Annotated in this window: 24 protein-coding genes; 4 read left to right on the top strand and 20 right to left on the bottom strand. The window is 64.7% G+C overall.

Translation table 11 applies throughout. The features are described 5' to 3' along the window. Positions 1-97 precede the first annotated feature (97 nt). Together V6Z91_RS15530 and V6Z91_RS15525 are read left to right on the top strand one after the other, a co-directional pair. Positions 98-655: a pseudouridine synthase gene (locus tag V6Z91_RS15530; protein WP_338758459.1), complete on the top strand. Its 558-nt coding sequence runs from the start codon at positions 98-100 to the stop codon at positions 653-655. Positions 656-724: 69 nt separating this feature from the next. Next, a complete protein-coding gene (locus V6Z91_RS15525) occupies positions 725-1,162 on the top strand; it encodes a DUF192 domain-containing protein (RefSeq protein ID WP_338758458.1) in 438 nt (145 codons plus the stop codon). 96 nt (positions 1,163-1,258) lie between these two features. On the opposite strand, the gene rpsT is transcribed toward V6Z91_RS15525, so the two are convergent. Beyond that, positions 1,259-1,525, bottom strand: a complete 267-nt coding sequence (rpsT, locus tag V6Z91_RS15520; protein ID WP_131147094.1) for a 30S ribosomal protein S20 — start codon at positions 1,523-1,525, stop codon at positions 1,259-1,261. A gap of 295 nt (positions 1,526-1,820) precedes the next feature. On the opposite strand from rpsT, the gene murJ reads away from it, so the two are divergent. After that, a complete protein-coding gene (gene murJ, locus V6Z91_RS15515) occupies positions 1,821-3,371 on the top strand; it encodes a murein biosynthesis integral membrane protein MurJ (RefSeq protein ID WP_338758453.1) in 1,551 nt (516 codons plus the stop codon). A 66-nt stretch (positions 3,372-3,437) separates the two neighbouring features. Here murJ and V6Z91_RS15510 read toward each other — a convergent pair whose 3' ends face one another. The 12 genes from V6Z91_RS15510 to gspG all read right to left on the bottom strand — a co-directional run bounded on the left by V6Z91_RS15510 (position 3,438) and on the right by gspG (position 13,720). Beyond that, complete coding sequence (locus tag V6Z91_RS15510; RefSeq protein WP_338758451.1) at positions 3,438-3,914, bottom strand: FxDxF family PEP-CTERM protein; 477 nt, start codon at positions 3,912-3,914, stop codon at positions 3,438-3,440. Positions 3,915-4,167: 253 nt separating this feature from the next. After that, complete coding sequence (locus V6Z91_RS15505) at positions 4,168-4,989, bottom strand: type II secretion system protein (RefSeq protein ID WP_338758449.1); 822 nt, start codon at positions 4,987-4,989, stop codon at positions 4,168-4,170. After that, positions 4,976-5,362, bottom strand: coding sequence for a prepilin-type N-terminal cleavage/methylation domain-containing protein (locus tag V6Z91_RS15500; RefSeq protein WP_338758447.1), 387 nt, complete (start codon positions 5,360-5,362; stop codon positions 4,976-4,978). Before V6Z91_RS15500 ends, V6Z91_RS15505 begins: the two co-directional genes overlap by 14 nt. 6 nt (positions 5,363-5,368) lie before the next feature. Beyond that, positions 5,369-5,854: a type II secretion system protein gene (locus tag V6Z91_RS15495; RefSeq protein ID WP_338758446.1), complete on the bottom strand. Its 486-nt coding sequence runs from the start codon at positions 5,852-5,854 to the stop codon at positions 5,369-5,371. Further along, on the bottom strand, positions 5,854-7,908 hold the full coding sequence (locus V6Z91_RS15490; protein ID WP_338758445.1) for a secretin N-terminal domain-containing protein: 2,055 nt from the start codon (positions 7,906-7,908) through the stop codon (positions 5,854-5,856). The genes V6Z91_RS15495 and V6Z91_RS15490 overlap by 1 nt, the downstream gene beginning before the upstream one ends. Continuing rightward, complete coding sequence (locus tag V6Z91_RS15485; protein WP_338758444.1) at positions 7,905-8,462, bottom strand: hypothetical protein; 558 nt, start codon at positions 8,460-8,462, stop codon at positions 7,905-7,907. The genes V6Z91_RS15490 and V6Z91_RS15485 overlap by 4 nt, the downstream gene beginning before the upstream one ends. Then, a complete protein-coding gene (locus V6Z91_RS15480) occupies positions 8,459-9,007 on the bottom strand; it encodes a hypothetical protein (protein WP_338758443.1) in 549 nt (182 codons plus the stop codon). The genes V6Z91_RS15485 and V6Z91_RS15480 overlap by 4 nt, the downstream gene beginning before the upstream one ends. Then, the gene (locus tag V6Z91_RS15475; RefSeq protein ID WP_338758441.1) at positions 9,004-9,540 is read right to left on the bottom strand and encodes a hypothetical protein; all 537 of its coding nucleotides are present in this window, start codon (positions 9,538-9,540) and stop codon (positions 9,004-9,006) included. The genes V6Z91_RS15480 and V6Z91_RS15475 overlap by 4 nt, the downstream gene beginning before the upstream one ends. A gap of 5 nt (positions 9,541-9,545) precedes the next feature. Then, a complete protein-coding gene (locus tag V6Z91_RS15470; protein WP_338758440.1) occupies positions 9,546-10,355 on the bottom strand; it encodes a hypothetical protein in 810 nt (269 codons plus the stop codon). Continuing rightward, positions 10,348-12,045, bottom strand: a complete 1,698-nt coding sequence (locus tag V6Z91_RS15465) for a GspE/PulE family protein (RefSeq protein WP_338758439.1) — start codon at positions 12,043-12,045, stop codon at positions 10,348-10,350. Before V6Z91_RS15465 ends, V6Z91_RS15470 begins: the two co-directional genes overlap by 8 nt. Further along, positions 12,042-13,226 (bottom strand): type II secretion system F family protein, encoded by a 1,185-nt coding sequence (locus V6Z91_RS15460; RefSeq protein WP_338758438.1) that lies wholly within the window; start codon positions 13,224-13,226, stop codon positions 12,042-12,044. Before V6Z91_RS15460 ends, V6Z91_RS15465 begins: the two co-directional genes overlap by 4 nt. A 20-nt stretch (positions 13,227-13,246) precedes the next feature. Further along, the gene (gspG, locus tag V6Z91_RS15455) at positions 13,247-13,720 is read right to left on the bottom strand and encodes a type II secretion system major pseudopilin GspG (RefSeq protein ID WP_338758437.1); all 474 of its coding nucleotides are present in this window, start codon (positions 13,718-13,720) and stop codon (positions 13,247-13,249) included. Positions 13,721-14,517: 797 nt separating this feature from the next. Between gspG and V6Z91_RS15450 the strand changes: the two genes are divergently transcribed. Beyond that, positions 14,518-15,795 (top strand): acyltransferase, encoded by a 1,278-nt coding sequence (locus V6Z91_RS15450; protein ID WP_338758436.1) that lies wholly within the window; start codon positions 14,518-14,520, stop codon positions 15,793-15,795. A 378-nt stretch (positions 15,796-16,173) separates the two neighbouring features. On the opposite strand, the gene V6Z91_RS15445 is transcribed toward V6Z91_RS15450, so the two are convergent. From V6Z91_RS15445 to V6Z91_RS15415, 7 genes are all read right to left on the bottom strand, one after another. Continuing rightward, the gene (locus V6Z91_RS15445; RefSeq protein ID WP_338758434.1) at positions 16,174-16,809 is read right to left on the bottom strand and encodes an NF038129 family PEP-CTERM protein; all 636 of its coding nucleotides are present in this window, start codon (positions 16,807-16,809) and stop codon (positions 16,174-16,176) included. 9 nt (positions 16,810-16,818) lie between these two features. Then, positions 16,819-19,749, bottom strand: coding sequence for an ExeM/NucH family extracellular endonuclease (locus tag V6Z91_RS15440; RefSeq protein WP_338758433.1), 2,931 nt, complete (start codon positions 19,747-19,749; stop codon positions 16,819-16,821). 178 nt (positions 19,750-19,927) lie between these two features. Then, a complete protein-coding gene (locus V6Z91_RS15435) occupies positions 19,928-20,926 on the bottom strand; it encodes a TIGR03790 family protein (protein WP_338758432.1) in 999 nt (332 codons plus the stop codon). 214 nt (positions 20,927-21,140) lie between these two features. Further along, complete coding sequence (locus V6Z91_RS15430) at positions 21,141-21,686, bottom strand: FxDxF family PEP-CTERM protein (protein WP_338758430.1); 546 nt, start codon at positions 21,684-21,686, stop codon at positions 21,141-21,143. 18 nt (positions 21,687-21,704) lie between these two features. Then, on the bottom strand, positions 21,705-22,244 hold the full coding sequence (locus V6Z91_RS15425) for an FxDxF family PEP-CTERM protein (protein ID WP_338758428.1): 540 nt from the start codon (positions 22,242-22,244) through the stop codon (positions 21,705-21,707). A gap of 153 nt (positions 22,245-22,397) precedes the next feature. After that, positions 22,398-23,816: a mannose-1-phosphate guanylyltransferase/mannose-6-phosphate isomerase gene (locus V6Z91_RS15420; protein ID WP_338758426.1), complete on the bottom strand. Its 1,419-nt coding sequence runs from the start codon at positions 23,814-23,816 to the stop codon at positions 22,398-22,400. Further along, complete coding sequence (locus tag V6Z91_RS15415) at positions 23,813-24,979, bottom strand: NDP-sugar synthase (protein ID WP_338758424.1); 1,167 nt, start codon at positions 24,977-24,979, stop codon at positions 23,813-23,815. Before V6Z91_RS15415 ends, V6Z91_RS15420 begins: the two co-directional genes overlap by 4 nt. Positions 24,980-24,981: the final 2 nt, after the last annotated feature.

The following is a 24,981-nucleotide window of genomic DNA, read 5'->3' as shown; positions in this document are numbered from 1 at the left end:
CAGGCGCTCTTATTGTCTTCTATAAGACAGAAGACGACTGACGATTATGCATCAGTATTTTACTGCCCGCCATGCTTTAGTCGGTACAATCCGTGCAATGCTGATCTTACTTAACAAGCCATTCGGGGTATTGTGCCAGTTTTCCCCGCAGCCGGAGCGCCTCACGCTGGCCGATTGCGTGCCCGTGCCGAACGTGTATCCGGCCGGACGTCTCGATGCCGACAGCGAAGGATTATTGCTGCTGACCGATGACGGCAAGCTGCAGCATGCCATCGCCCACCCCGACCGCAAGGAAGCGAAAACCTACCTCGTGCAAGTCGACGGCATTCCCGACGCCGCCGCGCTGGAGCGCCTGCAGGCACCCCTCGACATGGGGGACTTCGTGACCAAACCGTGCAAGGCCGTGCGCATCGCCGAGCCGGAGTGGCTGTGGCCGCGCAACCCGCCGATCCGCGCGCGGGCGGACAAGCCGACTTCCTGGCTGGCCATCACGCTCCAGGAAGGCAAGAACAGGCAGGTGCGCCGCATGACGGCCGCCGTCGGGCTGCCCACGCTGCGCCTGGTACGCAGCGCGATCGGCGCGGTGTCGCTCGCCACGCACCCGCTGATGCCCGGCGAATGGATGGAAATCGCGCCCGCGGAACTGAAGACTTAATAGAGACTTAGGGGAGCCATGGCGGCCGCTATCATGGCGGCACCGTTTCACTCGAATCGACCCGACACCATGAAAAACGCCCTTGCCCTCGTTGCCCTGCTCGCCGCCGCCGGCGCCTCCGCCCAGGACCAACGCTTCGGTACCACCACGCTCACGGCCGGAATGCACCTGATCAAGGCCGAGATCGCCGCGACGGAAGCGCAGCGCGCGCAGGGACTGATGTTCCGGGACGCGATGCCGGCCAATGCCGGCATGGTGTTCGTGTTCGATGCGCCGGCCACGCAGTGCATGTGGATGAAGAATACGCCACTGCCGCTGTCGGTTGCCTTCATCGACGCCGATGGGAAGATCGTCAACATCCGCGACATGCATCCGCACACGCTGGACAGCCACTGCTCGACGAAGGGCGTGCCGGTCAAGTATGCGCTCGAGATGAACCAGGGCTGGTTCCGGCAAAAGCACATCAAGCCGGGCATGAAGATCGGCAACCTGCCGGTCCGGCGTTGAACGGCGCGCGGTGGAAAAGCGAAAAACCCGCCATGGCCGGGCCATGCGGGTTTTTCAGGTGCACCTGTCTGGCGGCTGTCGCCGCCGCACGCGAACTTAGGCGGACAGTGCCTTCAGGGCAGCTGCCAGGCGGCTCTTGTGGCGAGCGGCCTTGTTCTTGTGGATGATTTTCTTGTCGGCGATCGAGTCGATGGTCGACACGGAGGACTGGAAGATCTGCGTTGCAGCAGCCTTGTCGCCAGCCTGGATTGCCTTGCGAACGGCCTTGATCGCGGTGCGCAGGGTCGAACGCTGTGCCGAGTTGTGTGCGTTTTGCTTGACTGCTTGACGAGCGCGTTTGCGCGCTTGTGCGGTATTTGCCATGGAATTTCCTAAATCGTTGTCAAAGTTCGTTTGCAAACAACAGCGTTTGCCAAACCGGTGCGTTCAGTCTGACCAAAGCAGGCCAACGCAGAGCTGGTCAACCTCGATGTCTGCGTCACTGAATTCTGTACAGCCTTAAATTATAACGAGCTTTTGGTGCCGGGGCAATCTATTAACTCCTGATCCGACCGCGATGTTGCCAAAATCATCCCGGAATCCCGTCCCCTCGCCCCCGCGCCGCCTTTCAGAAAATTGTAAGTCTTGCATTGTGGCCACACCGCTATAATCTCGGCCCATGAACCTGCTCAGAACCCTCGCCGCCGTCTCCAGCATGACCATGCTGTCGCGCGTCACGGGGCTGCTGCGCGAAAGCCTGTTCGCCCGGGCTTTCGGCGCTGGCGCCTATACCGACGCCTTCAACGTAGCCTTCCGCATCCCCAACCTGCTGCGCCGCCTGTTCGCCGAAGGCGCGTTTTCCCAGGCCTTCGTGCCCATCCTCGCCGAGTACAAGAATCGCGAAGGTTTCGAGGCCAGCAAGACACTGTCCGATCACGTGGCCAATTGCCTCGTCTGGGCCACGCTGCTCGTCAGCGCCGCCGGCATCCTCGGCACGCCGCTGCTGCTGGCCGTGATTGCCGGCGGCCTGAAGCAGGACCCGGAAGCGTTCGACGCGGCCGTCTGGATGACCCGCCTCATGTTCCCCTATATCGCGTGCATGTCGTTCGTGGCCATGGCCGGCGGCATCCTGAACACCTGGCGCCAGTTCAAGATCCCCGCGTTCACGCCGGTGCTGTTGAACCTGTCGATGATTTCCGGCTCGCTGTTCTTGGCGCCCTACCTGGAACAGCCCGTCTATGCGCAAGCGATCGCCGTGTTCGTCGGCGGCCTGCTGCAGGTGGCGATCCAGGTGCCGGCACTGGTGAAGATCGGCATGCTGCCGCGGCTGTCGATCAATCCGGCTGCCGGGCTGCGCGATGCGGGTGTACGACGCGTGCTCAAGAAAATGGGGCCGGCCGTGTTTGCCGTTGCGGCCGCCCAGATCAGCCTGATGATCAATACGGCCATCGCCTCGCACCTGCGCGAGGGCAGCATCTCCTGGCTCACCTATGCCGACCGCCTGATGGAATTCCCCACTGCCCTGCTGGGCGTCGCGCTGGGCACGATCCTGCTGCCCAGCCTGTCGAAAGCCAGCGTGGATGGCGACCCCCAGGAGTATTCGGCGCTGCTGGACTGGGGCTTGCGCCTGACCTTCCTGCTGGCGATTCCCGCCGCCGTCGGCCTGGCCGTGCTGGCGCTGCCGCTGATCGCCACGCTGTTCCACTATGGCCACTTCAGCGACGAGGCCGCGCGAATGTCCGCTCGTCCCCTGATTGCCTATGCCGCCGGGCTGACCGGCATCATCCTCGTCAAGACGCTGGCGCCGGCGTTCTACGCGAAACAGGATATCCGCACGCCCGTCAGGATCGCGATCGGCGTGCTGGTCGCCACGCAGCTGATGAACCTCGTCTTCGTGCCTGCCCTCGAAGTGGCCGGCCTGGCGCTGTCGATCGGCCTGGCTGCCTGCATCAATGCCACGCTGCTGTTCTACGGTTTGCGCAAGCGCGACATCTATCGCCCGGTGCCCGGCTGGGGGAAGTTCTTCGCCAAGCTCATCGTCGCCGTCGCCATCATGGCGGGCGTGGCGTGGTTCGGCAGCCAGCAGTTCGATTGGCTGGCCATGCGCGCCACGCCGTTCCTGCGGGCCGGCGCCCTCTTCCTCGTGATCGCCGCGTGCGGTGCCGTGTATTTCGGTGCCCTGCTCGCGCTGGGCTTCCGCGTGCGCGATTTCCGCCGCACCGGCAAGTGATCCGGACCGCTCACAGCAAAAAAAAAACCGCTGCCGAGGCAGCGGTTTTTTTGCATGAACCTGAAATCAGGCTTGCTTCGACTTGCGACGGGCCAGGAAGCCCATGATGCCCAGGCCGCCCAGCAGCATGCCGTAGGTGCTTGGTTCCGGAACAGCCGACACGGTCAGTTCGCCCGAGTACACGGCCTTGGCGCCGGTCGTCCAGCCTGCCAGGTTCAGCACGAACGGCGACGAGGCGGTGGCTTCGAAGCCCAGGAACTTGAACTTGCCCACGGAGGCGTCGTATGCGCCGGTCACGCCGTTCAGCGTGGTCGCGGCGGCGTTGAAGTTCAGTTGCTGGCCGCTGACGGTGATGACGATGTCGTACAGGCCAGGAGCCAGGCCGCCGAAGGTCAGCACGTCTGCGCCGTTGTCGGCGAACAGGGTACCAACGCTGTCGAACTCGGTCGCAGCGTCCAGGCTGGCGGTCAGGTTCTGGTTGTCAGCGAAGGCGCTCATCGAGGCGGCGGCCAGTACGGAAGCTACGGCAAATTTCAGTTTCATGAAGTTATCCTTGTGAGAGTAGTAGTAGTGTTACGTCGCTGGTCAGTACGTTGCTGAACTGCTGAGATAGATCATAACATAATTACATCTGAAAATTACAAGAGGTAATTGCAAAATTCTCATCGCAACTGTTATTGAGACAACAACCGTTCCAATAGGCGTACTCTACAGTAGTTTTTGGCAAGACTGTGCTTCGATTGCAACACTTGTTCTCGCAAATACAACAAGGATGGCGGTCCACCCAGGCGCGGCATCATTCAGCCGGCTCGGGAGACGCCGGCTCGGCCGGCGGGGGCGATTCGGCAGGCTCGGCCGGTTCTGCGGGCTCGGCCTGTTCCGCCGGTGCTTCGGGCGCCGGCTCGGCGGGAGGCTGATCCACAGGATCCGGCACAGGTTCCGGCGCCGGGGGCGCGCTGGGCGGCGTCCCCGGCGCGGGCACGGGCCCCGCGGGGCCGGCTGCGCCCGGCATGCCCGGCGTCACGCTGCCTGCGCCTGTCATAGGCTGGGCCGGCTTGCCAGGCTGATTGGCCTGGCCGGGCTGATTGGCCTGGCCGGGTTGGCCCGGCTTGACCTGGCCCGGCGGCAACGGTTCCTGGCCATCGAACGTGAACACCCATTCCGACACCTTTTGCTTGCCGCTGAACGACTGGAAGCGCGCCGGGAAATTGCTGATCTTGATCGGCATGGCCTTCGACAGGCTGTGGATGCCCAGGATGCCCTTGTTGTCGGCCATGTAGAGAATGCCCCACTCCGCCTTGCCCGTCATTGGATCGATGAATATCTTGCGCAGGTGGCGGCGCGTGCCCGGAAAGCGCGGGTCCTTCAGCAACTCCTTCAAGGTCGGCGGCTGCTGCGGTTGGCCGGCCGGCGTGGCGGCGGCGTAGCTTTTCAGCGCGTTGCTGAACTGTTCGCCGATGTGCAGCAGGTCGCGTTCGGCCTGCGCCCGCTGCAACGTGACACCGACCCGCACCGTCGTGGCGGCGACGAGCCCGATGATGGCGACCAGGATGACCAGGCCCACATAGGTGAAGCCGCCGGCCGCGGGCACTTGCTTACCGGCGTTACCATTCTGCATACGGCTTGCCGCTGCGGTCGTTGCCGGGGGCGCCGCTCTTGATGTCGGCGATGCCGCCCTGGGCCGGGTCTTCCGGCGGCAGCAACTGCCAGCTCGAGCTGGTTTCCGTGATCGGGTCGACTGGCACCGCGCGCAGGTATTTTTTCTCGACGAGCTGTTCCAGCGATTCCGGGTAGCGGCCCGTATCGCCATAGAACTGGTCGATGATCATGCGCGTATTGCGCAGGTTGTCGGCCAGGATCGTTTCCTTCGTCTTGTCGACGCTGGGAAAATAGCGGGGCACCGCCAGCGTGAGCAGCAGCGCCACGATGCCCAGCACCACCAGCAGTTCGATCAGCGTGAAACCCTTGCCGGGCTTGTCAGACTTGTTCACGATTGCCTACCATTTTCGATAGGGGATGCCGTTCAGCCCCACCCTGTCGGAATTCGAATACACGTCATAGACGTCCTCGCCTTCGCGCGGCTCTTCCGGCTCGCTGGCGTAACTGCGCTTGCCCCACGTTTGCGCGTTGGAGAGCTCGCTGTCCGGCGCGAAGGGATCGCGCGGCACGCGGCGCAGGAAGAAGATCTTGCCACGTTTCGGATCGCGCAGGTCGACCACGCCCTCGGCCAGCGTTTCCAGGTTCTTCGGATAACCGGTGCCGCCGATCGTCTTGGCGATGCGGCCGTCGTCATAGGCCTGCTTGTAGTCGTCGATGGCCTTGCGGATCTGGTATAGCGCGGTGCGCAATTCCTGCTCGTTGCGCCGCTGGACCGTCACTTGCGCCGTCGGAATCACGAGCGCCGCCAGCAGGCCGAGGATGGCCACGGTGACCAGCAGCTCGATCAGCGTGAAGCCGCGGCGGCGGCTGAGCGATCCGTCCATTACTGGTTCTGCGTGGGCGGCGTCGTGGTCGGCGCCGGCGGCACGGTTGGCGCCGGCGGCGTGACCGGGAGCACCTGCAACGGGTCCTGCGTGACGCTCGACGCCGGGCCCGGCTGCGATGTCGACAGCGGCACGCCGACCGGGGTGCCGGACTCCTGCGGGGTCGGCTGCAGGCCCGGCTGTGAAGCCGGTTGCGCCGGTGTGCCGGTCGCCGGCGCTCCCGGCACGGGCGTCCCACGCTGCGGCAGCGCGACGGGCGCGCGCACGCCCAGCTCCGGTTTGCGGCGGAAGTTCGCCTCGGTCCCGGCCGAGAACTCGGTGGCGCTGGCCTCGGGCCGCTGCAGGTTGCGCACGAGGCGCGGCGTGATCGACAGCACGATCTCCGTCTTCTGCGAGTCGTCCGATTGCGTGCCGAACAGGCGACCGACGATGGGCAGGTCGCCAAGGCCCGGCACCCGGTTGCCGCCGCTGCGTTCCTCGTTGTTGATCAGGCCGGCCAGCACCTGGTTTTCGCCATCCTTCAGTTGCAGCATCGTGGCGGCCTGCCGGGTACCGATCTGGTAGGCCGTGGTGCCCGAATTCGTCTTGATCGTGCTGACCAGGTTGGACACCTCGAGCGAAATGCGGATCGCCACTTCATTGTTCAGGTAGATCGTCGGCTCGGCGTTCAGGGTCAGGCCCACGTCAACATAGCTGACGCTCTCCTGCGCGAAACCGGCAGTGCCTGGCGAAACGGTCGTGGTGATGACGGGTACCTTGTCGCCGATCAGGATCTTGGCCTTTTCCTTGTTGCGCACGCGGATGCGCGGATTGGCCAGCAGGTTCGAATCGGAAGCGTTCCGGTTGGCCGTCGCCGTGGCGCTGATGCCGGTGATGCTCAGCGTGCGCCGGTTCAGGTTGTCCAGGTCGTTCAGCGTCACTTTCGCGCCTTCGCCGGTGACGAGCGGCGCCAGCGTCACGCTGGTGGGCCAGGCCACACCCAGCTGCATCAAGCTGCTGCGCTTGACCTCGAGGATCTCCACTTCCAGCATCACTTCCGGCTCGGCCATGTCCTGCACCGCCACGATCTTTTCGGCCAGGCGGATCGCGTCGGCATTGTCGCGCATGATCACGAGGTTCAGCTTTTCATCGGCCACCACGTCGCGCGACTTGAGGATCGTCTTCAAGGTGTTCGCCACCAGCTTCGCTTCCGCGTTCGCCAGGAAGAATGTCTTGACGACGGTTTCCTGGTACTCCTTCAGCTTGGCGGCGATGTTCGGGTAGATCAGGATCGTGTTCGCATCCATGACCTGCTGTTCCATCTGGTTGGTCATCAACAGGTAGTACACCGCCGATTCCACTGTGCTGTTCCTCAGCATGATGGTGGTGCGCGTGTCGGTCTTGACGTCCTTGTCGAACACGAAATTCAAGCCCGAGCGACGCGAGATCACGTCGAACACCTGCTTGAGCGGCGCGTCGCGGAACTCGATCGTGATCGGCTGCTTGTACGCCTTCGCCAGCGCGGTCTCGCCGCCGTTCGGCGGGTTCTTGTCGGCGATCTCGCGCTGCAGCTGCAACGCGCGCGGCTGGTCGGGTTTTTCGGTCAGCACGAGGGCGAGCTTCGCCCTGGCCTGCTCGAACTCCTTTTTCTCCACCAGCGCGGCAGCGTCGGCCAGCAGCCTGTCGTGGCGTTCGGCCATGTCGAGCGAGCGCAGCGCCATGCGGGCACGCTCGTTCTGCGGATTGAGGGCAAGCACGCGCTGGATGTTCTGCAGCGCCAGTTCGCGCTGCCCTTCGACCATTTGCCGTTCGGCCTGGTCCATGTAGCGCATGATTGCGCGGTCGCGCGCCTGCAGGTACGTGGCGCGGTATTGCGCATTGGCCGGGTCCTTGGCGATCGCTTCCTGCAGCTTCAGCAAGCCCGCTTCGACCTGGTCCTTCTCGATCAGGTTGGTGCCGTCGCGATACGCCATCTGCCCGGCGCAACCCGCCAATGCCAGCGCCAGCGCCGACAACGCCAGCACGCGGCTCACCCGGCCGCCACGTATCGAGCCTACATTACCGTGCGTGTTCAATCCATGACTCCAATATTTAGCTGTTGCACCTGATTGAGGGGCAGATACGTCACCGTCAGCGTCGGCGGCGCGATATTGTCGACGCGGTACATGCCGTCGATGACGGTGCCCACGCGCGCCACATAGGTACGGTCCGGGCGGGCCAGGTAGACTTCCCAGGCACCGTCGGCCACGCCCTTACCCAGCACGGTGAACGGAACCGGCGGCGCGGTCGGCGCCGGCGGTGCCGGCGGCGGGCCGCTCGGCGCCTGCGGAGGCGGTGGCGCCGGATTCAGGTTCTGGCCGGCGAACACGCCATCGCTGCCCTGGAATGCGCCCTCGCCCGTGGCGCCGATCAGTTCCGCGCGCGGGATCAGCCGCAGGATCGTGGGGTCGGCCAACGGCGCGGCCGGCTGCGCGGCGGCGCCGCGGCCGGCGGGACGCGGCGCGGCCACGGGTGCCTGCGCGCGCTCGACCGGCTCGGCCACCTCGACTTCCGGCGCATTGTCGCCGAACAGCACCAGGCCGGCGGCGAGCACCAGCGCGCCGCCCATGAGCAGGTGCCGCGGCTTCATGGGGCCTCCTTCAGGAACAGCGTGATGCGCAAGCGCGCCTCCACGACCGGGTCGGCGATCGTGTCGCGGCGGAAGCTCACCTCGTCCAGCGCGGCGAACGGCAGCGCGGCCAGGGCCTCCAGTGCGAATTGCCAGATGTTGCGGTAAGCGCCCTTGACGGGCAGCGTGATCTGGTACGTGGTCACGCCGCTGGCCTTGTCATGGGCGAACTTGTACTCGCCGTGATTGAGCGTCAGGCCGGCCTTGCCCGCCAGGTCGAACAGCGTCTTGACCTGCTGCTCGGCGTGGTGCTTCTCGCCCAGCGTCGCATAGAACAGCGACAGGTTTTCATTGGCCGAGGGCGGCGGCGGCGCTTCCGCCAGCGACGCCGCGGTCGGGAGCGGGCGCGCCAGTTCCTCCTGCAGCGCGGCGCGTTGCGGCAGCAGCCACGCCCATGTGCCGAGGCCCGCGGCGAGCAGTGCCACGGCCAGGCAAGCTCCGCCGCCGGCACGCATCGCGTACAGGCGCAGCGCCAGCATCAGCGGAGCCAATTGAATGTCCTTCATGGCGCCCTCCATTGCGCTTCGACCTGGAAGCGGATCGGCCGGCCCGGATCCTGCTCGCCGATCTCATGGCGCACCAGCGCCGCCGACACGAACAGTTCCTGCTGCTTCAGCACCTGCACATAGCCGACCATGTCGTCGCTGTTGCGCGCCTCGGCCGTGATCTTGAGCAGTTGCTTCTTCGGATCGGGATCGAGCGCCAGCAGCGCGATATTGGCCGGCGTGGCGCTGCCGATCGCATCCTCGAGCGAGCGCCAGGGCACGTTCAAACGCAGGATCGCGGCATTCACGGCACTGGCCTGCGCTTCCGGGATCGCCACCTCGGCCACGCGCGCCGGCCGCTTCGACAGCGCCGCCTGGCTGGCGCGCAATTGCTCGATCTGCCGTTCACGGTCGGCACGCTGCTCGGCCATCTGCATGGCGAACCACAGGCTGGCGGCGCACAGCACGATGCCGGCAACGCCGGCCGCCAGCAAGGCCGGATGCAGCCGGTACAGCGCGCGGCGCCAGGTGGCTTGCGCGAAATCTATCTGCATGGGTTTCATCCCGCGCTCCCCGCGAAGGCCAGGCGCCCGATGGCGGAGAGTTCGTCACCCTGCCCCGCATCCAGGCGAAGCACAGGTACCTGCCCTTCGGCGGCCGGCCTGGCCAGCGGACCGGGAAGCGCGCCGCACAGCTGCAGCGACGCCGGCATGCCGAGCCCCAGCAACAGCGCCTCGCGCTGCATCATCTGCGTCAACCAATAATGGTCGGCGCCGGGCGGCACCTGCAGCGCGCGCACCGCACGCAGCTGCCGTTCCTCGATCGCGGCCACTGTCAGCAGGCCATCGTGCACCTGGCCGAACCAGGCACCCGGACGGATCGCCCTGCACCACCGGTTCCAGGCGGTGACGAAATGCGGTACCACCTGCACCACGTGCAGCCGGTTTTCCAGCGCCACCGCTTCCACCAGCGCGAGCAGCGCGCGCGGCACGGCGGCAGCGAAGAACGGTTCGGTCGAATGCCAGTCGGCCGTGACTTGCCAGGCGGCCGGGCCCTCGCCGTACAACGCGTGGAAGCGCAGCGCGGCCGCCGCCTCGATATCGGGCAGCCGCGCGGCCCCCGGCGGCGGCGCGACCTGCCACAGGCGGCACAGTTCGTCGGCCAGTACCACCGTCACGGGCCAGCCCGCCACGTCCTGTTCCGCCAGCAGCGCGCGCAGCGCCTGGCCCAGCGCCTCGCCGCCGGGGCCGGCCACCGGCCGCTCGGCCAGCACCTCGAACTTGTCGCGGCGCCAGCGCGAGGCCGCGAGGAGACTGACGGCACCGGTGGCGACGCCAAGGCGCAATACCTGTCCGATCGCTCTACGCATGCAGGGTCACCCGTTTGATCTCGGCAAGCGTGGTGCCACCGCGCTTGACCACCTCCAGCGCCGCGTGGCGCAGGCTGCGCGTGCCGTTCGCGTACGCGGCCTGCTTGACCTGGCGGATCGGCCGCTTCTCCACGATCAGCTCGCGGATCTCGTCGTTCAGCGTAAGGATCTCGGCGATCGAACGGCGCCCCTTGTAGCCGGTGCCCCGGCAGTCGCCGCACCCCTTGCCGGCCTTGAACTGGTAGTCGTAGACGTCGGCGCGGGTCAGGCCCACGCTGGCCAGTTCGCCGTCGTCGGGCGTGTAGTCGGCCGCGCAATGCGGGCAGTTGATGCGCACCAGGCGCTGGGCCCAGATGCCGTTCAGCGCCGACACGAACGCATACGGGTCGATGCCCATGTGCGTGAAGCGGCCGAAGACGTCGAACACGTTATTGGCGTGCACGGTGGTCAGCACCAGGTGGCCGGTCAGCGCGGACTGCACGGCGATTTCCGCCGTCTCGCGGTCGCGGATCTCGCCGACCATGATCTTGTCGGGATCGTGGCGCAGGATCGAGCGCAAGCCCTTGGCGAACGTCAGCCCCTTCTTCTCGTTGACGGGAATCTGCAGGATGCCCGGCAGCTGGTATTCGACCGGGTCCTCGATCGTGATGATCTTCTCGCGGCCATTGTGGATCTCCGTCAGCGCCGCGTACAGCGTGGTGGTCTTGCCGGAACCGGTCGGCCCCGTCACCAGCAGCATGCCGTAGGCTTCCTGCGCCAGCGTGCGCAGCGTGGCCAGCGACGGCGCATCGAAGCCCAGCGATTCCAGCGACAGCGAACCGTAGGATTCGATCATGGCGCGCTTGTCGAGCACGCGGATGACGGCATCCTCGCCGTGAATGCTGGGCATGATCGAGACCCGCAGGTCGATCTCGCGGCCGTTCGATTCGACGCGGAAGCTGCCGTCCTGCGGCACGCGGCGCTCGGCGATGTCCAGCTCGGCGAGCACCTTCAGGCGCGAGATGATCTGTTCGGCGATCTCGACGCCGCCGACGGCGGTGGCATGATCGAGCACGCCGTCGACGCGGTACTTGACCGCCAGGCCGCCGGCCGTGCTTTCCAGGTGGATGTCGGAAGCGCCGGCCTTCAAGGCATCGTACAGCGTGGAATTGACCAGGCGCACCGCCGGGCTGGCGGCCTCCGACACCGAGGCGAACGACAGCACCGCAGCCGTCCTGCCATCCCGCCGGCCATTGTCGGCGCCCGGCAATAACGAGTCGGTGGCCCGTGCGGACTCTTCCTGCTTCGACAGGTAGGCGGCGATGTCGGCCTGCAGCGCGAGGCGCATCTGCAGCGGCGCATGGGGCGTGGCGCGCGCCTGGGCCGACAGCCATGTCTGCAGGTCGAGGTCGAACGGGTCGGCGATCACCCCGAGCACGAGGCCTTCCTGCGTGCGCAGCAGCACGCACTTGCGCGCCATGGCCTGCGAGAGCGGCAGCAGGTCGAACGCGGGCGTGAACGCCAGCATCTCGACGGTTTCCAGCACGGCCAGGCCGAACGGCAGCGCCAGCGCGCGCACCACGAGGCGCGGCTCCATGCCGGTCAGCGTTTCGAGTTCTTCCACGAGGGTGCGCTTCGAGGCGGCCTGGGCGGCACGTGCCCGCCCAAGCAGCGCGGCGTCGATGGCAGGGTAGATGGCCGGATCGTTCACGACATTTCTCCGGCAAGGTCAAAGATGGGCATGTAGAGCAGTACCACGATGGCGCCCACGATCAAGCCGATGCCTGCCATCAGCAACGGCTCGAAAGTGCGCGTGAAACGGTCGATCCAGCGGGTGATCTCGCCGTCATAGAACGCGGCCGACTGCGTGAGCATCGGCCCCAGGTCCCCGGTGCGCTCGCCCACCCGCAGCATGCGCAGCGAAATCGGGGTGGTAAGGCCGTGGGCTTCAAAGGCGGTGGACAGCGGCAGGCCCGATTCCACCGCGCCCTTGGCCAGCTGCAGGCCGCTCTTCACATTGGCCGACACCATGCCCTGCACGGTGTCGATCGCCTGCACGATCGTGATGCCGCCCTCGTTCAGCATGCCCAGCGTGAGGTACAGCCGCGACAGTTCATAGATCTTCACCCGTTCGCCGATGCCGGGCAGTTTCGCGAACAGGCGCACCAGTCCGCCATTGGCCATCAAGCGGCGCACGCCGGCGATGGCCGCGGCCACGGCAAGCACGAAGCCGGCAAACAGGGCAGTGGCATGTTCGCCGGCGAACTGCCCCCACGACAGCATCACCTGCGACAGCCATGGCAGGTTGCGGCCAGCCCCCTGGTAGACCTCCGCGAAACGGGGCACCACGTAGCCGATCAGGAACATCGACACGCCGCCCCCGACCAGCAGCAGGATGCATGGGTAGATGGCCGCGGATACGATCTTGGCGCGCACCGTGTCGATGCGCTGCTGATAATCGATATAGCGCTCGAGCGAACGCGGCAGGTCACTGGTGCCCTCCGCCGCGCGCACGATGCCCACGTACAGCGGCGGGAACAATTGCGGCTGCTCCGCCAGGACAGTGGAGAAGCGTTGCCCTTCGCGCAGGCCGGCCAGCAGGCGCTCCAGCACGCTGCGCGTGGCCGGGTTCGCTTCCTTTTCCAGCAGGGCTTCGAGCGCCTCGACGATGCCCAGGCCGGCCCTGAGCAGCGCCAGCAGTTCCTGGCTGAAGAGCACCAGCGACAGTGCTTTTCCCTTGCCCCGCCGCAGCGCGCCCCGCACCGGATGGATTGCGCTGACAAACAATCCGCGCGCCTCGACCTGGCGCCGCGCGTCGGCCTCGTCGCGGCCGTCGACCACGAGGTGGCCGATCACCATTTCCGGCGACAAGGTGCGGACGTCGAACTGCATGGATCGCGGCCTGGGACGGGTTATTGCGAAGAGATATCGGCGTTGTCGGCAGTGCCGCCGGGTTGGCCATCCTTGCCCAGCGAGGTGATTTCGTATTCACCATTCGTGCCGGGTGCCTTGTACTGGTAGGGGCGGCCCCACGGATCGGGCGGCACGCCTTTCTTCAGGTATGGGCCGTTCCACTTGGCGCCCGCGGTGGGCGGTGCCGCCAGCAGAGCGCTCAGGCCCTCTTCGGTGGTGGGATAGCGCCCCACATCGAGGCGATACGTGTCGAGCGACTTTTCAAACGCTTCGATCTGCGCCTTGGCGACCGTGACTTCCGACTTGCCCAGTTGCGAGAAATACTTGGGGCCGACATAGGCTGCCAACAGGCCGATGATGACGATCACGACCAGCAGCTCGAGCAGCGTGAAGCCGCGCCCGCGCCGATGACTGGCAGCGCAGCCCTGTGCGTGCTTTTTACCCGACCGCTTAATACACTTTGCTGCGAACATCCGTAACGACCTCCGATTGCCGAGTTGACGGTGAAGGCTACCACGCCGCTTATGGTTTGGACAATTTTTTATTTATACCCCGGCGGGTGCCCGGCACGCCATCGGCCGAGCCGGTTTTTTCCTCATTTTTAGCGCCACATTATTGACACTGTGCGACGGATGCAACCTGAATGCAACGGTCGGCATCGTCCTTGCCGCGGCTTCGCACGCCAGACGGAAAGGCCGCGTTCAATGCCGGGAACCGATGCGCTGCTGCGAATGCCGATGCGTATCACTTGCCAGCCTTCAACACTCGCGCGTCCCGCGACAGGAAATCGAAGGCTCAACGGCTTGCCGATGGCTCCCCTCCCCACTCTTTGCTATACATATCACGACAACAGGGTTAAAATATGAACAACTTGTGGTACTGGCGCGGCGCAATTGAACACGCGGTCTCCTGCGCCCCTGCATTACAGGCGTTGCATACAGCTCAGTGCAAACAGCTCAGTGCAAACAGCTCAGTGCAAACAGCTCAGTGCAAACAGTGCAGTTCAGACAGCGAGTCATCCCCAAGCATCAGTGTTACAGGAATCCTGAGCGACCTTCTGCACGCATGGGCGCTCGCCAGCCAGGCAGGCACCTCGACGTGACCCACGATGTGTGACCTCCTGCAGCCAACGTTTCTGGATGCGCGCAGCTCAACAGCCTCGATCCCGGCCGGCGCGGTACCTGTTCAAGTTCTTCGCAACCGCACTCCAGCTTGCGGAGCTCCTATCACTTACCAGGCAAAAATTTAAGAACGCACGCGCGAAATGGAAATGAAGAATCTGCGGCCCGGACCCGCCGGAGTCGAACCAACGCCCTCGACCGCCAAGGAAAAAGGATTTTGGGCGCTGAACTGGCTCCGCTTTGCCCTCGCGCTCTATCTCGTGCTCTTCCATACGCTGCGCGTTACGTACACGCCGATCAAGGACAGCTGGCTCGATTCTGTCTTAAGTCTGGGGAATATGGCAACCAGCATATTCTTCGTGCTATCGGGCTTCCTGCTCACGCACGCCTACGTGGTCATGAAGAAGGGCCGCGAGATCAACCGGCGAAATTTCTGGATCGCCCGTTTTTCCACGCTATATCCGCTCCATGTCGTTGCCCTGTTTCTCACGATCGGCCCCGCTGCCGCGACGATCTTTGCCAAGGGCGGCATCACGGTTGCCGTCGACGCGCTTGGATTCGAAACGAGGATCCTCGAGCAGTGGGAGGTGGCGCTTTCGCTGTTCATGACGGTCACGCTGACAAACGCGTGGAATCCGTTCTATCTGGTGTTCAACGGCCCGTCCTGGTCGCTGTCGGCGCTCGGGTTTTATTACCTGATATTCCCGATGATCGCATTGAAGATCTACCGGATGAAGTCGCTGAAGGCGGCGCTGCTGTTTCTCGGGATCGCATTTTTCTTGCCAGGCGTGATCGCTGACCTGCCTTATCGTACCGATGCGTTCACGACCGGTCTCCTGCACAGGAATCCCATCGTGCGGCTGCCCTTGTTCGTGGCAGGCATGGTCTTGTGCGTGCTTTTCGCCCGCAATCCGACCATTGCCAGCCGCCGGCAACAGATGCTGTACGGACTGCTGATTGTCGCCACGGCGGCCCTTGCCATCGTCCTGGATTACCGGAAAGTGCACCTGCATATCATACAAAACGGCCTGTATTTCCCGGCGAGCCTTGCCATCATCTGGCTCTGCGCCGCGGCCAGGCCGAGCTTGCATCCCAAGCTTCGGTACTGGGGAGACCGGCTTGGCGCTGCGTCGCTGCCGATGTTCCTGCTGCACGTTCCGCTGTTCACGCTGTTCCGCAAGACCGAGCAGGTCGTGGCTGTCTGGCCGTCGGCGTCCGGCGGCCTGTCCTCGGTGCTTGCCTCGGCCCGTCATGTGGAACAATCGATGGCGCTCTACCCCCTGTACCTCGTGCTGCTCGTGATCACTTGCGTCGTCGTCCAGGAACGGTTCGTGACACGCCTGCAAGCTGCGATACGCAACCGTTTCTCCGCGCGCGACATGGCGAAAAAGCCTGCCGTGGCGCCTCAAGCCGAAACCGGCTCCTGATGATCGTGTGGGCGCCGCGCGTCCACACGAACGCCGCATGCGATGTCGAACCGGCGCAGGAAACGCGCCGGCGAGCATGTCGCCTCTCCCGCCAGCGGCGCGGCAGTCATGCGCACCGCGGTGCGTTCCTCCCAATATTCATGCGATATCCCGCTGGCAAGCTGGGCCGTGGTCGCTGCTTGTGAAGTGCGCTGATTTCGGCGCCCGGCGCAGGTTGATGGCCTGGCCCAAGGGCGGGCGCAGTACGGGTGGGGTCGGCTTGGGAAGAATGGCAGCGAAGCACAGCCGCGATTGGCTGTGAAATCGCCTTGCGCAGTCGCGCGATGGATTCCGCCAGCCGATGCTCTGCGCAGTCGGCTGGCGGCATTCCAATACCGGTCAGGCGCGGCGCCGGGCAGCACCGGCGAGCAGCATCGCACCGACACCCAGCATCAACCAGGACGATGGTTCCGGCACGGCGGAAATCGTTGCGACATCCGAATAACTGATCGGTGTAGGCGGGACTACTTCGCCAATCGCGGTGGCCGGCGCCAGGTCGATGCCGATCAGGCGGCCGTCATCGGCCGTCGAGTTGCCCAGCAACGCGGTACCGGCCGCGTCATACGCGAACACGGCGAAGCGGGAGCCATAGGCACCACCGGACAGGTCGACATTGTCGCCACTGAACGTGACGGTGAACCGCAAGATGCCGCCATAGTCGACAGCATGGAACAGGCTGTTCCAGCTGTTGCCATTGCCGATCACGTAACCTGCCGCGAGCGAGCCGGACACCTGGCCGGCCGTTTCCACCGGCGCAGCCGCCGAGAACCCTTCGAAGCCGCTCAGCGTCACCGTAGTGGCTGGAGAAACGCCCGGGTTCGCCGGGTTGTACTGGAAGTCGAGCCAGCCCGCATCGCCGAACGAGCTGGTATCGATGCTGACGGCCAGCGTGCTGTCGGCCAGCGCCGCGCTGCTGCCGAAGACGAGCGCCAGGGCGGCAACGCCGGTGCGCAGTTTCAAGATAGTTACAAGCATGTTCGTCCCTTAGAAAGTACCGCTGTAGATGGTTGCCGTATAGGTTGCGTTGACCTTGGCAGGGTTGCGCAGCGTGAGCGGCACGGTGACCGAGGCGCCCGGCGCCAGGCCGCTGGCGACGCGGATGTATGGCGAGCCCATGTGCGTACCAGTCGCGTTGACCACGGTAACGCCGGCCGGCAGGCCATTCAGTTGCAGTGCCAGCGGCCCCGCCAGCGCGGTTGCCGAGCGGTTCACCAGCGTGACCGAACCGGAAAACAGCTGCGTGACGCGGTTATAGCTCAGGCCCGTGGCATTGACTTGCACACTGGCCGTCACGTCGACGAGCGACGGCTGCAGCGCCAGGCTGACAACGAGCGGATCGTGGTCCGATGCCCGGTACGGCTGCGCATCGTACAGATCCTGCGGCTTGCCGTCGGTGTTGTAGTCGATGACTTCCGGCTCGTCCGCATTGGCGTGCCACTCGGCAGCGTCCACGATCTGCGCGCTCAGCGACGCGCTCGCCAGCGCATGGTCGAGGTAGCCGGCTTCATGGCCGAATACGTAGGAATACGGCAGGCCGGCCGGCCGCACGAAGCGCTCGAGCTGGTTGACGAAGCCCTTGGCCGTGATGGCGGCAATCGGATCTTCCATGCCGTAGGAGTTGAAGTCGCCGATCAGCAGCACATCCTGGTCGCCCGCGGCAGCCTGCACCTGCGGCACGAAGACGTCGACCAGGCGCTGCGCCTGGGCGACCCGCGTGGCGTTCCAGCAGCTCTGGCCGTCGCCATTGTCCGCATCCGTGCCGGTGCCGGACGGGCAGCTCCCCTTCGACTTCAGGTGGTTCACGACGACGGAGAACTTCTCGCCGTTGTTGGCGCGGAACGTCTGTGCCATCGGCGGGCGGTTGTTGACACTGTCCGCGTCGGCCAGGGCGCCACCCACCAGCGTGACATTGGCGGGTTTGTAGATCATGGCCACGCGGATGGCATCCGTGCCGGTGGCGGCCGGCTTCGGCACCACGGCATACACTGGTGCTCCGTACGCGGCGTTGAGGCTGTCCACCAGCAGGCCCACGGCCGTGTCGCCGTTATTCTGGATCTCCATCAGGCCCACGACGTCCGCGTCGAGGCCTTTCAGCTGGTTGACGATCTTGTCGCGCTGGCGCACATACTCGGCCAGGTTGTCGGCGCCGCGGCAATTGCCCTGGCTGGTCGTGGAACCGATGGTGCACCCCTGCCCGCTCTGCCCCGTCGCGGTGGCGCCGTTGGTAAAGGTCGTGAAGAAGTTCAGCACATTGGCACTGGCCACCTTCACGTTCCCTGCCGCCAGGCGCGGTGCGTCGGAACGCGCGTTGTCGCGCGTGATGGTCGGCGCAACGGTCGGCTGCAGCTTGAAGCCCGCCCCGCCGCCGCCCAGTGCGCCGAAATCGATCACGCCGGTCAGGTCACGTACCGTGTCCCCGGCGCGCACCGTGCGGTTTTCGCCGACGTAGGGAATGGTGGCCGGCGTGGTGAAGATCCCGTCGTCCAGCACGATGCGATTGGCCGCGTTGGCGGCAGCCAGCGCCACCGCTTCCGGAGAACGTGGCGAGTAGCGGTTGGTCGGGATTTCCAGGCGACCGGAAGACAGCGACAATTCGCCGCGCGCACCCAGGTACGTGGTTTGCGAGATCGTCAGCGGGTTGGCGAAGCGCACCAGCATGCCCTCGACCTGGTCCAGGCGCGCGTTCGGCAGCACGATATTGGTGGGGGCCACCCCTTGTCCGGCTGCCAGTACCGACGTGGCGGACACCTCCGTCATCTCGGTGAACGAACGGCCCGCGCCGCTCGGCGTGTATTCGATGATCTTGCCGGTGACGCGCACGCGCTGGCCAACGGCCACGCTGTTCGCCGCGGCCGCGCTGTAGATATACAGGCCATCGGAGGTGGTCGGATCGCCGTCGCCATTCGCGTCCTGCAGGTAGAAGCCGCCGGCCACCTTGGCGGTGACGATGCCCTCCGTGGTCTGCACCGTATTCGCATACGGGCTGGCAGCACCGCTTCCCTGGATCTGCGGAATCGTATGGGTGACGGCGGGGAGCGGGCGTACCGATACATTCACGGTGCAGCTGGCTTCCTGCGCGTCGTTGTTGCTGAAGCGGATGACGACCGGGTAGTCGCCCACCGGAACGTTGCCGCCTACCGTCAGGCTGCCGGAGGCGCTGCCGCCCGCTTCGCTGGCGGCGGTGAACGCCAGGCTGATTCCCGGTACCGGACTCGAGGCGATCGCGGCGGCGTTGACGATGCTGTCGGCGTCGCTTGCGGCAAGCAGCGCGGTTCCCGGATAGCCGAACGCCACACCGAGGCTGGCCGGGCATTGCAGCACGATCGGCTTGACGACCGGCGCGCCGCACACGTGCGCCGGCGCGGCCTGGTTGCGTGGCGTGGGCTCGGCCACGGTGAAGTCGGCCCCATTGTCGTCGGTATCGGTGCAGCCGGCGTCATTGCGCAGCACGGCCGTCGTATTGGACGTGCCGCCAGCGGGCGCGCTGCCTTCGAAATGGCCGGCGCTGCCCCAGCCCACCAGGTCGACCAGTGCGCTACCGCTCGGGGTCGCTCCAGACAGGGCGACCGTCGAACTGACCAGCGCCACCTTGGCGCCGCTGCCGCTCATCGGAATCGTGCCCGTCGCGTCCGGCTCGAGCGCGACCGAGCCGCCGCTGCCGGTCGCCTGCTGGACAAGGAAATACTTGCCGGGCTCCAGCGTGACCGCCGGCAGGCGCGTCACCTGCCAGCTGCTGCCGCCGGCGCTCGCGTATTGCACGCTCCAGTCGGTCATCGTGACTGTCGCGCCGCTGCGGTTGAACAGTTCGATGAAGTCGGCCTTCAGCGTCGCGCCGCTGTTCCCGCCGCCACCATAGACCTGGCTGATGACGATATCGGACGCGGCGAAGGCCGGCGCGGCTGACAATGAGGCCAATACGGCGGCAAGAGCCGTTGCCAATACGGTCCTCTGTCCCCGAAGCGGAGCGTGTCGTGTCATTGTTATCCCTGTTGTATTGAAGAAGCGAATCGAAAATTGCCGTCTACATATTAACCAATTGATATGACCCCTTGGTGACACTTTTATCCGGCAGGACCGGAAAACGCAGCGAGGATCAGCGCTGGTACGGCGCGGCGAGCGGCTCGCCGATAAAAACGCCCTGCGTCGGCCAGGCGACGCTGCGCCAATAGGCTTCGATCGCCGTGGCGCCGCCCAGATAGTGACGCAGCAATACGGCCGGTTGCGGGAACTTCTGCCAGTAATTGCAGGGCTCGCTGACGGTGCCATAGCTGGCGGTCGCGCCCGCTTCCAGCCAGCGCAGGCTGCTCATCTGCCCGTCGCCGAGGAGATCGCCGCCGAGCGACGTCAGGTGGTCGGCCAGCGCGCCGGGCAGGAATTGCAAGGTATCGAGCTTGTCGACCCGCGCCTTGCCCGTCTGGTAGACCATGACGTCGCGCTTGTCCTCGATCGCCTCCTGGCGCAGGTTATGGATGGTCAGCTTGCGTTGCGGGATCGCCCCTGCCCTGGGGAAGAATGGTGCGCGGCTGTTTCGCGCCTTCTCGCTCGTCACGAGGTAGTAGGCGCCGGCGGCGGGTGTACGGAAGCCGCTTGCCTTGCCGCGGTCGATCAGCGCCTTGCCCTCGGCAATGGAGTCGGTCGGCAACAGCATGGCCAGGCGCAATCCCTGCTGCACCTGCCCGGGCATGGCGGTTGCGTTGAAATATGGACTCGGCTTTCCAGGAGCGCAGGAATTCGAGCACTGGTCGCCATCGAACCCCAGCGCCAAGGCGGCGGTAATGCCATTGCACCCGACAGCGTAAGGTGCCGTCCACACCATCAGCACGGCCTGCACCTCGGATTTCAGCCTGGCGTCGATTTCGGCCTTCAGCTTCGCGAACTGCTCGCCGGTGAGCTTGCGCGGCTTGCCAGGAATCCGCACATGCACGACGTTTTCTTTCGGGATGCCCCGTGCCGCGACATAGTACTCGCCCAGCTCGACACTGTTGGGCTCGTCATCATTGATCACCACCCCCAGTTGGGCAGGCTGAAGGGCCGTGGCGGCGCTTGCGGTGGCGGTGGCAAACAGGATTGGCAGCAATAGTACGGATCGCAAAAGGACAGGCTCCGGAAGGCGACGCATTCGGTCGGGATGGTCGGGATAAGCGGTCAGTGTAACCGATCGTCTCTTGTGCGCAGCCTGCAACTCCTGCGCGGCCCGCCCGGCCGAGGCCGTATCCGCGCCATCGATGTCGGCTGCGGCCGGTATGGCGACCGCGCAAAAAAAAAAACGGAAGCCGCAGCTTCCGTTTTCTTTACAGCCAGTACGATCAGGCGCGGCGGCGCAGCGCCACGCCCAGGACGGTCAGGCCGCCGAACATCAGCGCCAGCGAACCCGGCTCCGGCACCGCCGACACGGCCAGGTTGCCGCTGTAGCTGCCGCTGGCTGCCGTTGCGTAGCCGTTCACTTGCAGGAAGTACGATCCATTGCTCAGGGTCGCGTCGTCCAGGAACGCCCACGCCTGACGGCGCGCGTCGACGAGGGACGCGGAATACAGCAGGTCGCCATCGGCCTCATGCAAGGTGAAGCTGGTGATGACGAGACCGGTCCCGTTGGGGTACAGGACGGAGGACAGATCGCCACCGAAATACGATGCGGCATCCAGCGAGAACGCATAACGATCGGCGAAACCGTTGCTGGAGGCGCCCAGCGAACCGGCATCGGTCACGATGGTACGGTCGAAGGCGAAAGCACCCTCGCTGCCGTCCTGCACCACGGTCTGGTTGAAGGTCTGGCTGTTGTCGATGTAGCTGGCGTGCGCCTGGGCACCAATTGCCAGGGCTGCGACGAGGCAGAATTGAAGCAGTTTTTTCATGGTCGGACCTGATTCGGGTTATTGGGTTTTACGGCGAGCGCCGATTGCCAGCACGGCCAGGCCGCCCAGCAGCAGGAACGGCGTGGCCGGCTCGGGTACGGGCGATACCGTGATCACGCCATTGCCGGCGAACGAGCCCGAACCCGACAGCATCTTGCCCGACACGTGCAAGAAGTACTCTCCGGCGGCCAGGTCGGAATAAGCCAGCGAGTACTGGTCGTACTTGCCGCCCAGGTTCACATAATCCTTCGTGCCGCCGAGCACCAGTGCGCCCGTTACAGCGTTGTAGAGCCCGAAGCCCGTCAGATCCAGTCCGGAGTTGACCCGTGCTGCGCTCGACGTGGCGGTAAAGTCCAGCGTTGCAACGCCATTCAGGACAAACGCGAAACGGTCGGCGAACGTGTCTCCGCGGGTAACGGCGGCGAATGCATTGTTGAAGCCGACGGAGTTTGCGCCGGTTGCCAGCGTCAGGGTTTCCACCGGCGAGCTGATGTCGCGCGCATGGACGGCCGGCGCGGCGAGCAACAGCGCAGCGGCAGCAAGGGAGATATATTTCATATAATGGTCACAGGAAAAGAAAGTGGTAGTTGGCCAAATTTTAATACCTATGAGCAGTATATCAGAAGAGCAACTCACATTTCGAATTTACAACAAAAAAGGCCACGCAACACCGAAGTGTTGCGTGGCCTCCTCAAACTTGTCTTGCAGTAATCAGGTGCGCTGATACACGTCTTCGAAGCGAACGATATCATCTTCGCCCAGATAACTGCCCGACTGTACTTCGATGAGGTGCAGCGGCAGCTTGCCCGGATTCTCGAGACGGTGGTTCATGCCGATCGGAATATAGGTCGATTCGTTTTCCGTCAACAGTTCAACCTTGTCACCGCAAGTGACCTTGGCCGTGCCGGACACGACGATCCAGTGCTCGGCGCGGTGATGGTGCATCTGCAGCGAGAGCTTGCCGCCCGGGTTGACCGTGATGCGCTTCACCTGGAAACGATCGCCGATGTCGATGCCCTCGTAGCAACCCCACGGACGGTAGACCTTGGTGTGGTGCAAGTGCTCCGTGCGATCCTGGCACTTCAGGTGATCGACCACCTGCTTGACACGCTGGACCTGGTCCTTGTGTGCCACCAGCACCGCGTCGTTCGTTTCGACGACGACCACGTCCTCGACGCCGATCACGGCCACGCAGCGGCTCTCGGCGCGCACGAGCGAGTTCTTCACGCCATCCAGGTAAACGTCGCCACGGGCGACGTTGCCGTTCTCGTCACGCTGCTGCACTTCCCACAGGGCCGACCAGGAACCAACGTCGTTCCAGCCGATCGAAGCCGGCACCACGACGGCGTGGCGCGTGTGTTCCATGACGGCGTAGTCGATCGAGTCCGATGGGCTGGCCGCGAAGGCCTGCTCGTCCAGACGGCAGAAATCGAGGTCGCGGTAGCCCTTCGATACGGCTTCGGCCGTGGCGCTGGCGATCGTGGGCTGGAATTGTTCCAGTTCCTTCAGGTAGCCATCGGCACGGAACAGGAACATGCCGCTGTTCCAGAAGTAATTACCGGCCTTGACGAACTCCTCGGCCGTGGCCCGGTCGGGCTTCTCGACGAAACGGTCGACCTTGAAGCACTTATCCCCCACCGGCAGCGGTTCGCCGCTGCGGATGTAGCCATAACCCGTCTCGGGCGCGGTCGGCACGATGCCGAACGTGGCCAGCGCGCCGTGCTCGACCAGCTGGGTGGCGCGCACGATGGCGCCATAGAACGCTTCCGTATCGCTGATGACGTGGTCGGCCGGTAGTACCAGCATTACTGCCTCGGCGTCGATCGCCTTCAGGAAATGGGCAGCCGCGGCCACGGCCGGCGCCGTATTGCGGCCTTCCGGCTCAAGCAGGATCCCCAGCGGTTTGATATTGATTTCGCGAAGCTGCTCGGCAACCAGGAAACGGTGCTCGTTGCCGCACACGATCAGCGGCTGCATCAGCTCCGGCCGGCCGCTCAGGCGCAGCGCCGTGTCCTGCAACATCGTCTTGTCGGCCACCACTGGAAGCAATTGCTTTGGCAGTGCCGCGCGCGACAACGGCCACAACCGGGTGCCGGCACCGCCGGACAGGATGACGGGATAAATTTTCATGCTTTTTTCTGTTCTGGAGGGGTTAATTCTTGTTCAGTCTCACGGCGGCGGGCCGCGCGGCGGTCGCGTGCGTTGGCCCACTCGTCGGATTCGTACTGCGAAACATGCTTCATTTCGCCCGCGCGGTCAACACTATAGTCCTTAAAGACGATCAATTCGTCGAGAGTAACATCTGGCAACACACGAGTATATTCGAAAAGAACGCTGCGGCGTACCGTCGCGCCTGCACAGATGTGGCTGCCGTGACCGATCCAGGTCGGGCCGACGATGTGCGCGCCCGCATCGACCTTCACGCCGGAACCGATGTAGACCGGCCCTTCGATCTTGGTGCCGCCGCTCCAGTCGATGCTGGTGTTCAGGCCGAGCCAGAGTCCTTCATCGACCTGGATGCCCGGCACGGCCATATTGGCGACCTCGCCCAGCAACACGCCCTGCAATACTTCCCAGTAGTCCTTGACGCTGCCGATGTCGATCCAGTTGAACTTGCGCGTCTGGCTGTAGAACGGCATGCCCTTTTCAGCCAGCAGCGGGAACAGTTCGGAACCGATGTCGAAGGGGCGGTCGGCCGGAATCAGGTCGATGACTTCGGGCTCGAAGATATAGATGCCGGTGCTGACGCAATTGGACTTGGCCACCGAAGGATCCGGCTTTTCCTGGAATTCGCGGATGCGGCCATCGTTGTCGCTGACCACGACGCCATAGCTGGCGACCTTGTCCCAAGGGACTTCGCGGGTGATGACGGTGGCCAGCGCGCCCTTGCGCCGGTGCTCGAACAGCGCCGACTTCAGATCGAGGTCGATCAGGGCATCGCCGCACAGCACGATCGTGGTCTCATCGAAGAAACCGCCGAATTCCTGGATTTTCTTGATGCCGCCCGCCGAACCGAGCGGCTCGGGTACCACTTCGCCCTGATCGTTCGTGTAACCCTCGAACGAATAGCCGATCTGCACGCCGAACTGGTGGCCTTCGCCGAAATATTCCTCGATCTTTTCGTGCAGGTAACTGACGTTGACCATGATTTCGGTCACGCCATACCGGGCCAGATGCTCGACCAGGTAGGCCATCACGGGCTTGCCGAGGATAGGAATCATCGGCTTCGGTAATTCGTACGTCAATGGCCGTACGCGCGTGCCTTTGCCGGCCGCGAGTATCATTGCTTTCATGT

It is taken from the genome of Massilia sp. METH4 (assembly GCF_037094685.1).
Taxonomy (GTDB): domain Bacteria; phylum Pseudomonadota; class Gammaproteobacteria; order Burkholderiales; family Burkholderiaceae_D; genus Rugamonas.
Note: the sequence above shows the minus strand (reverse complement) of the source record. Positions and strands in the feature narration are given on the sequence as shown.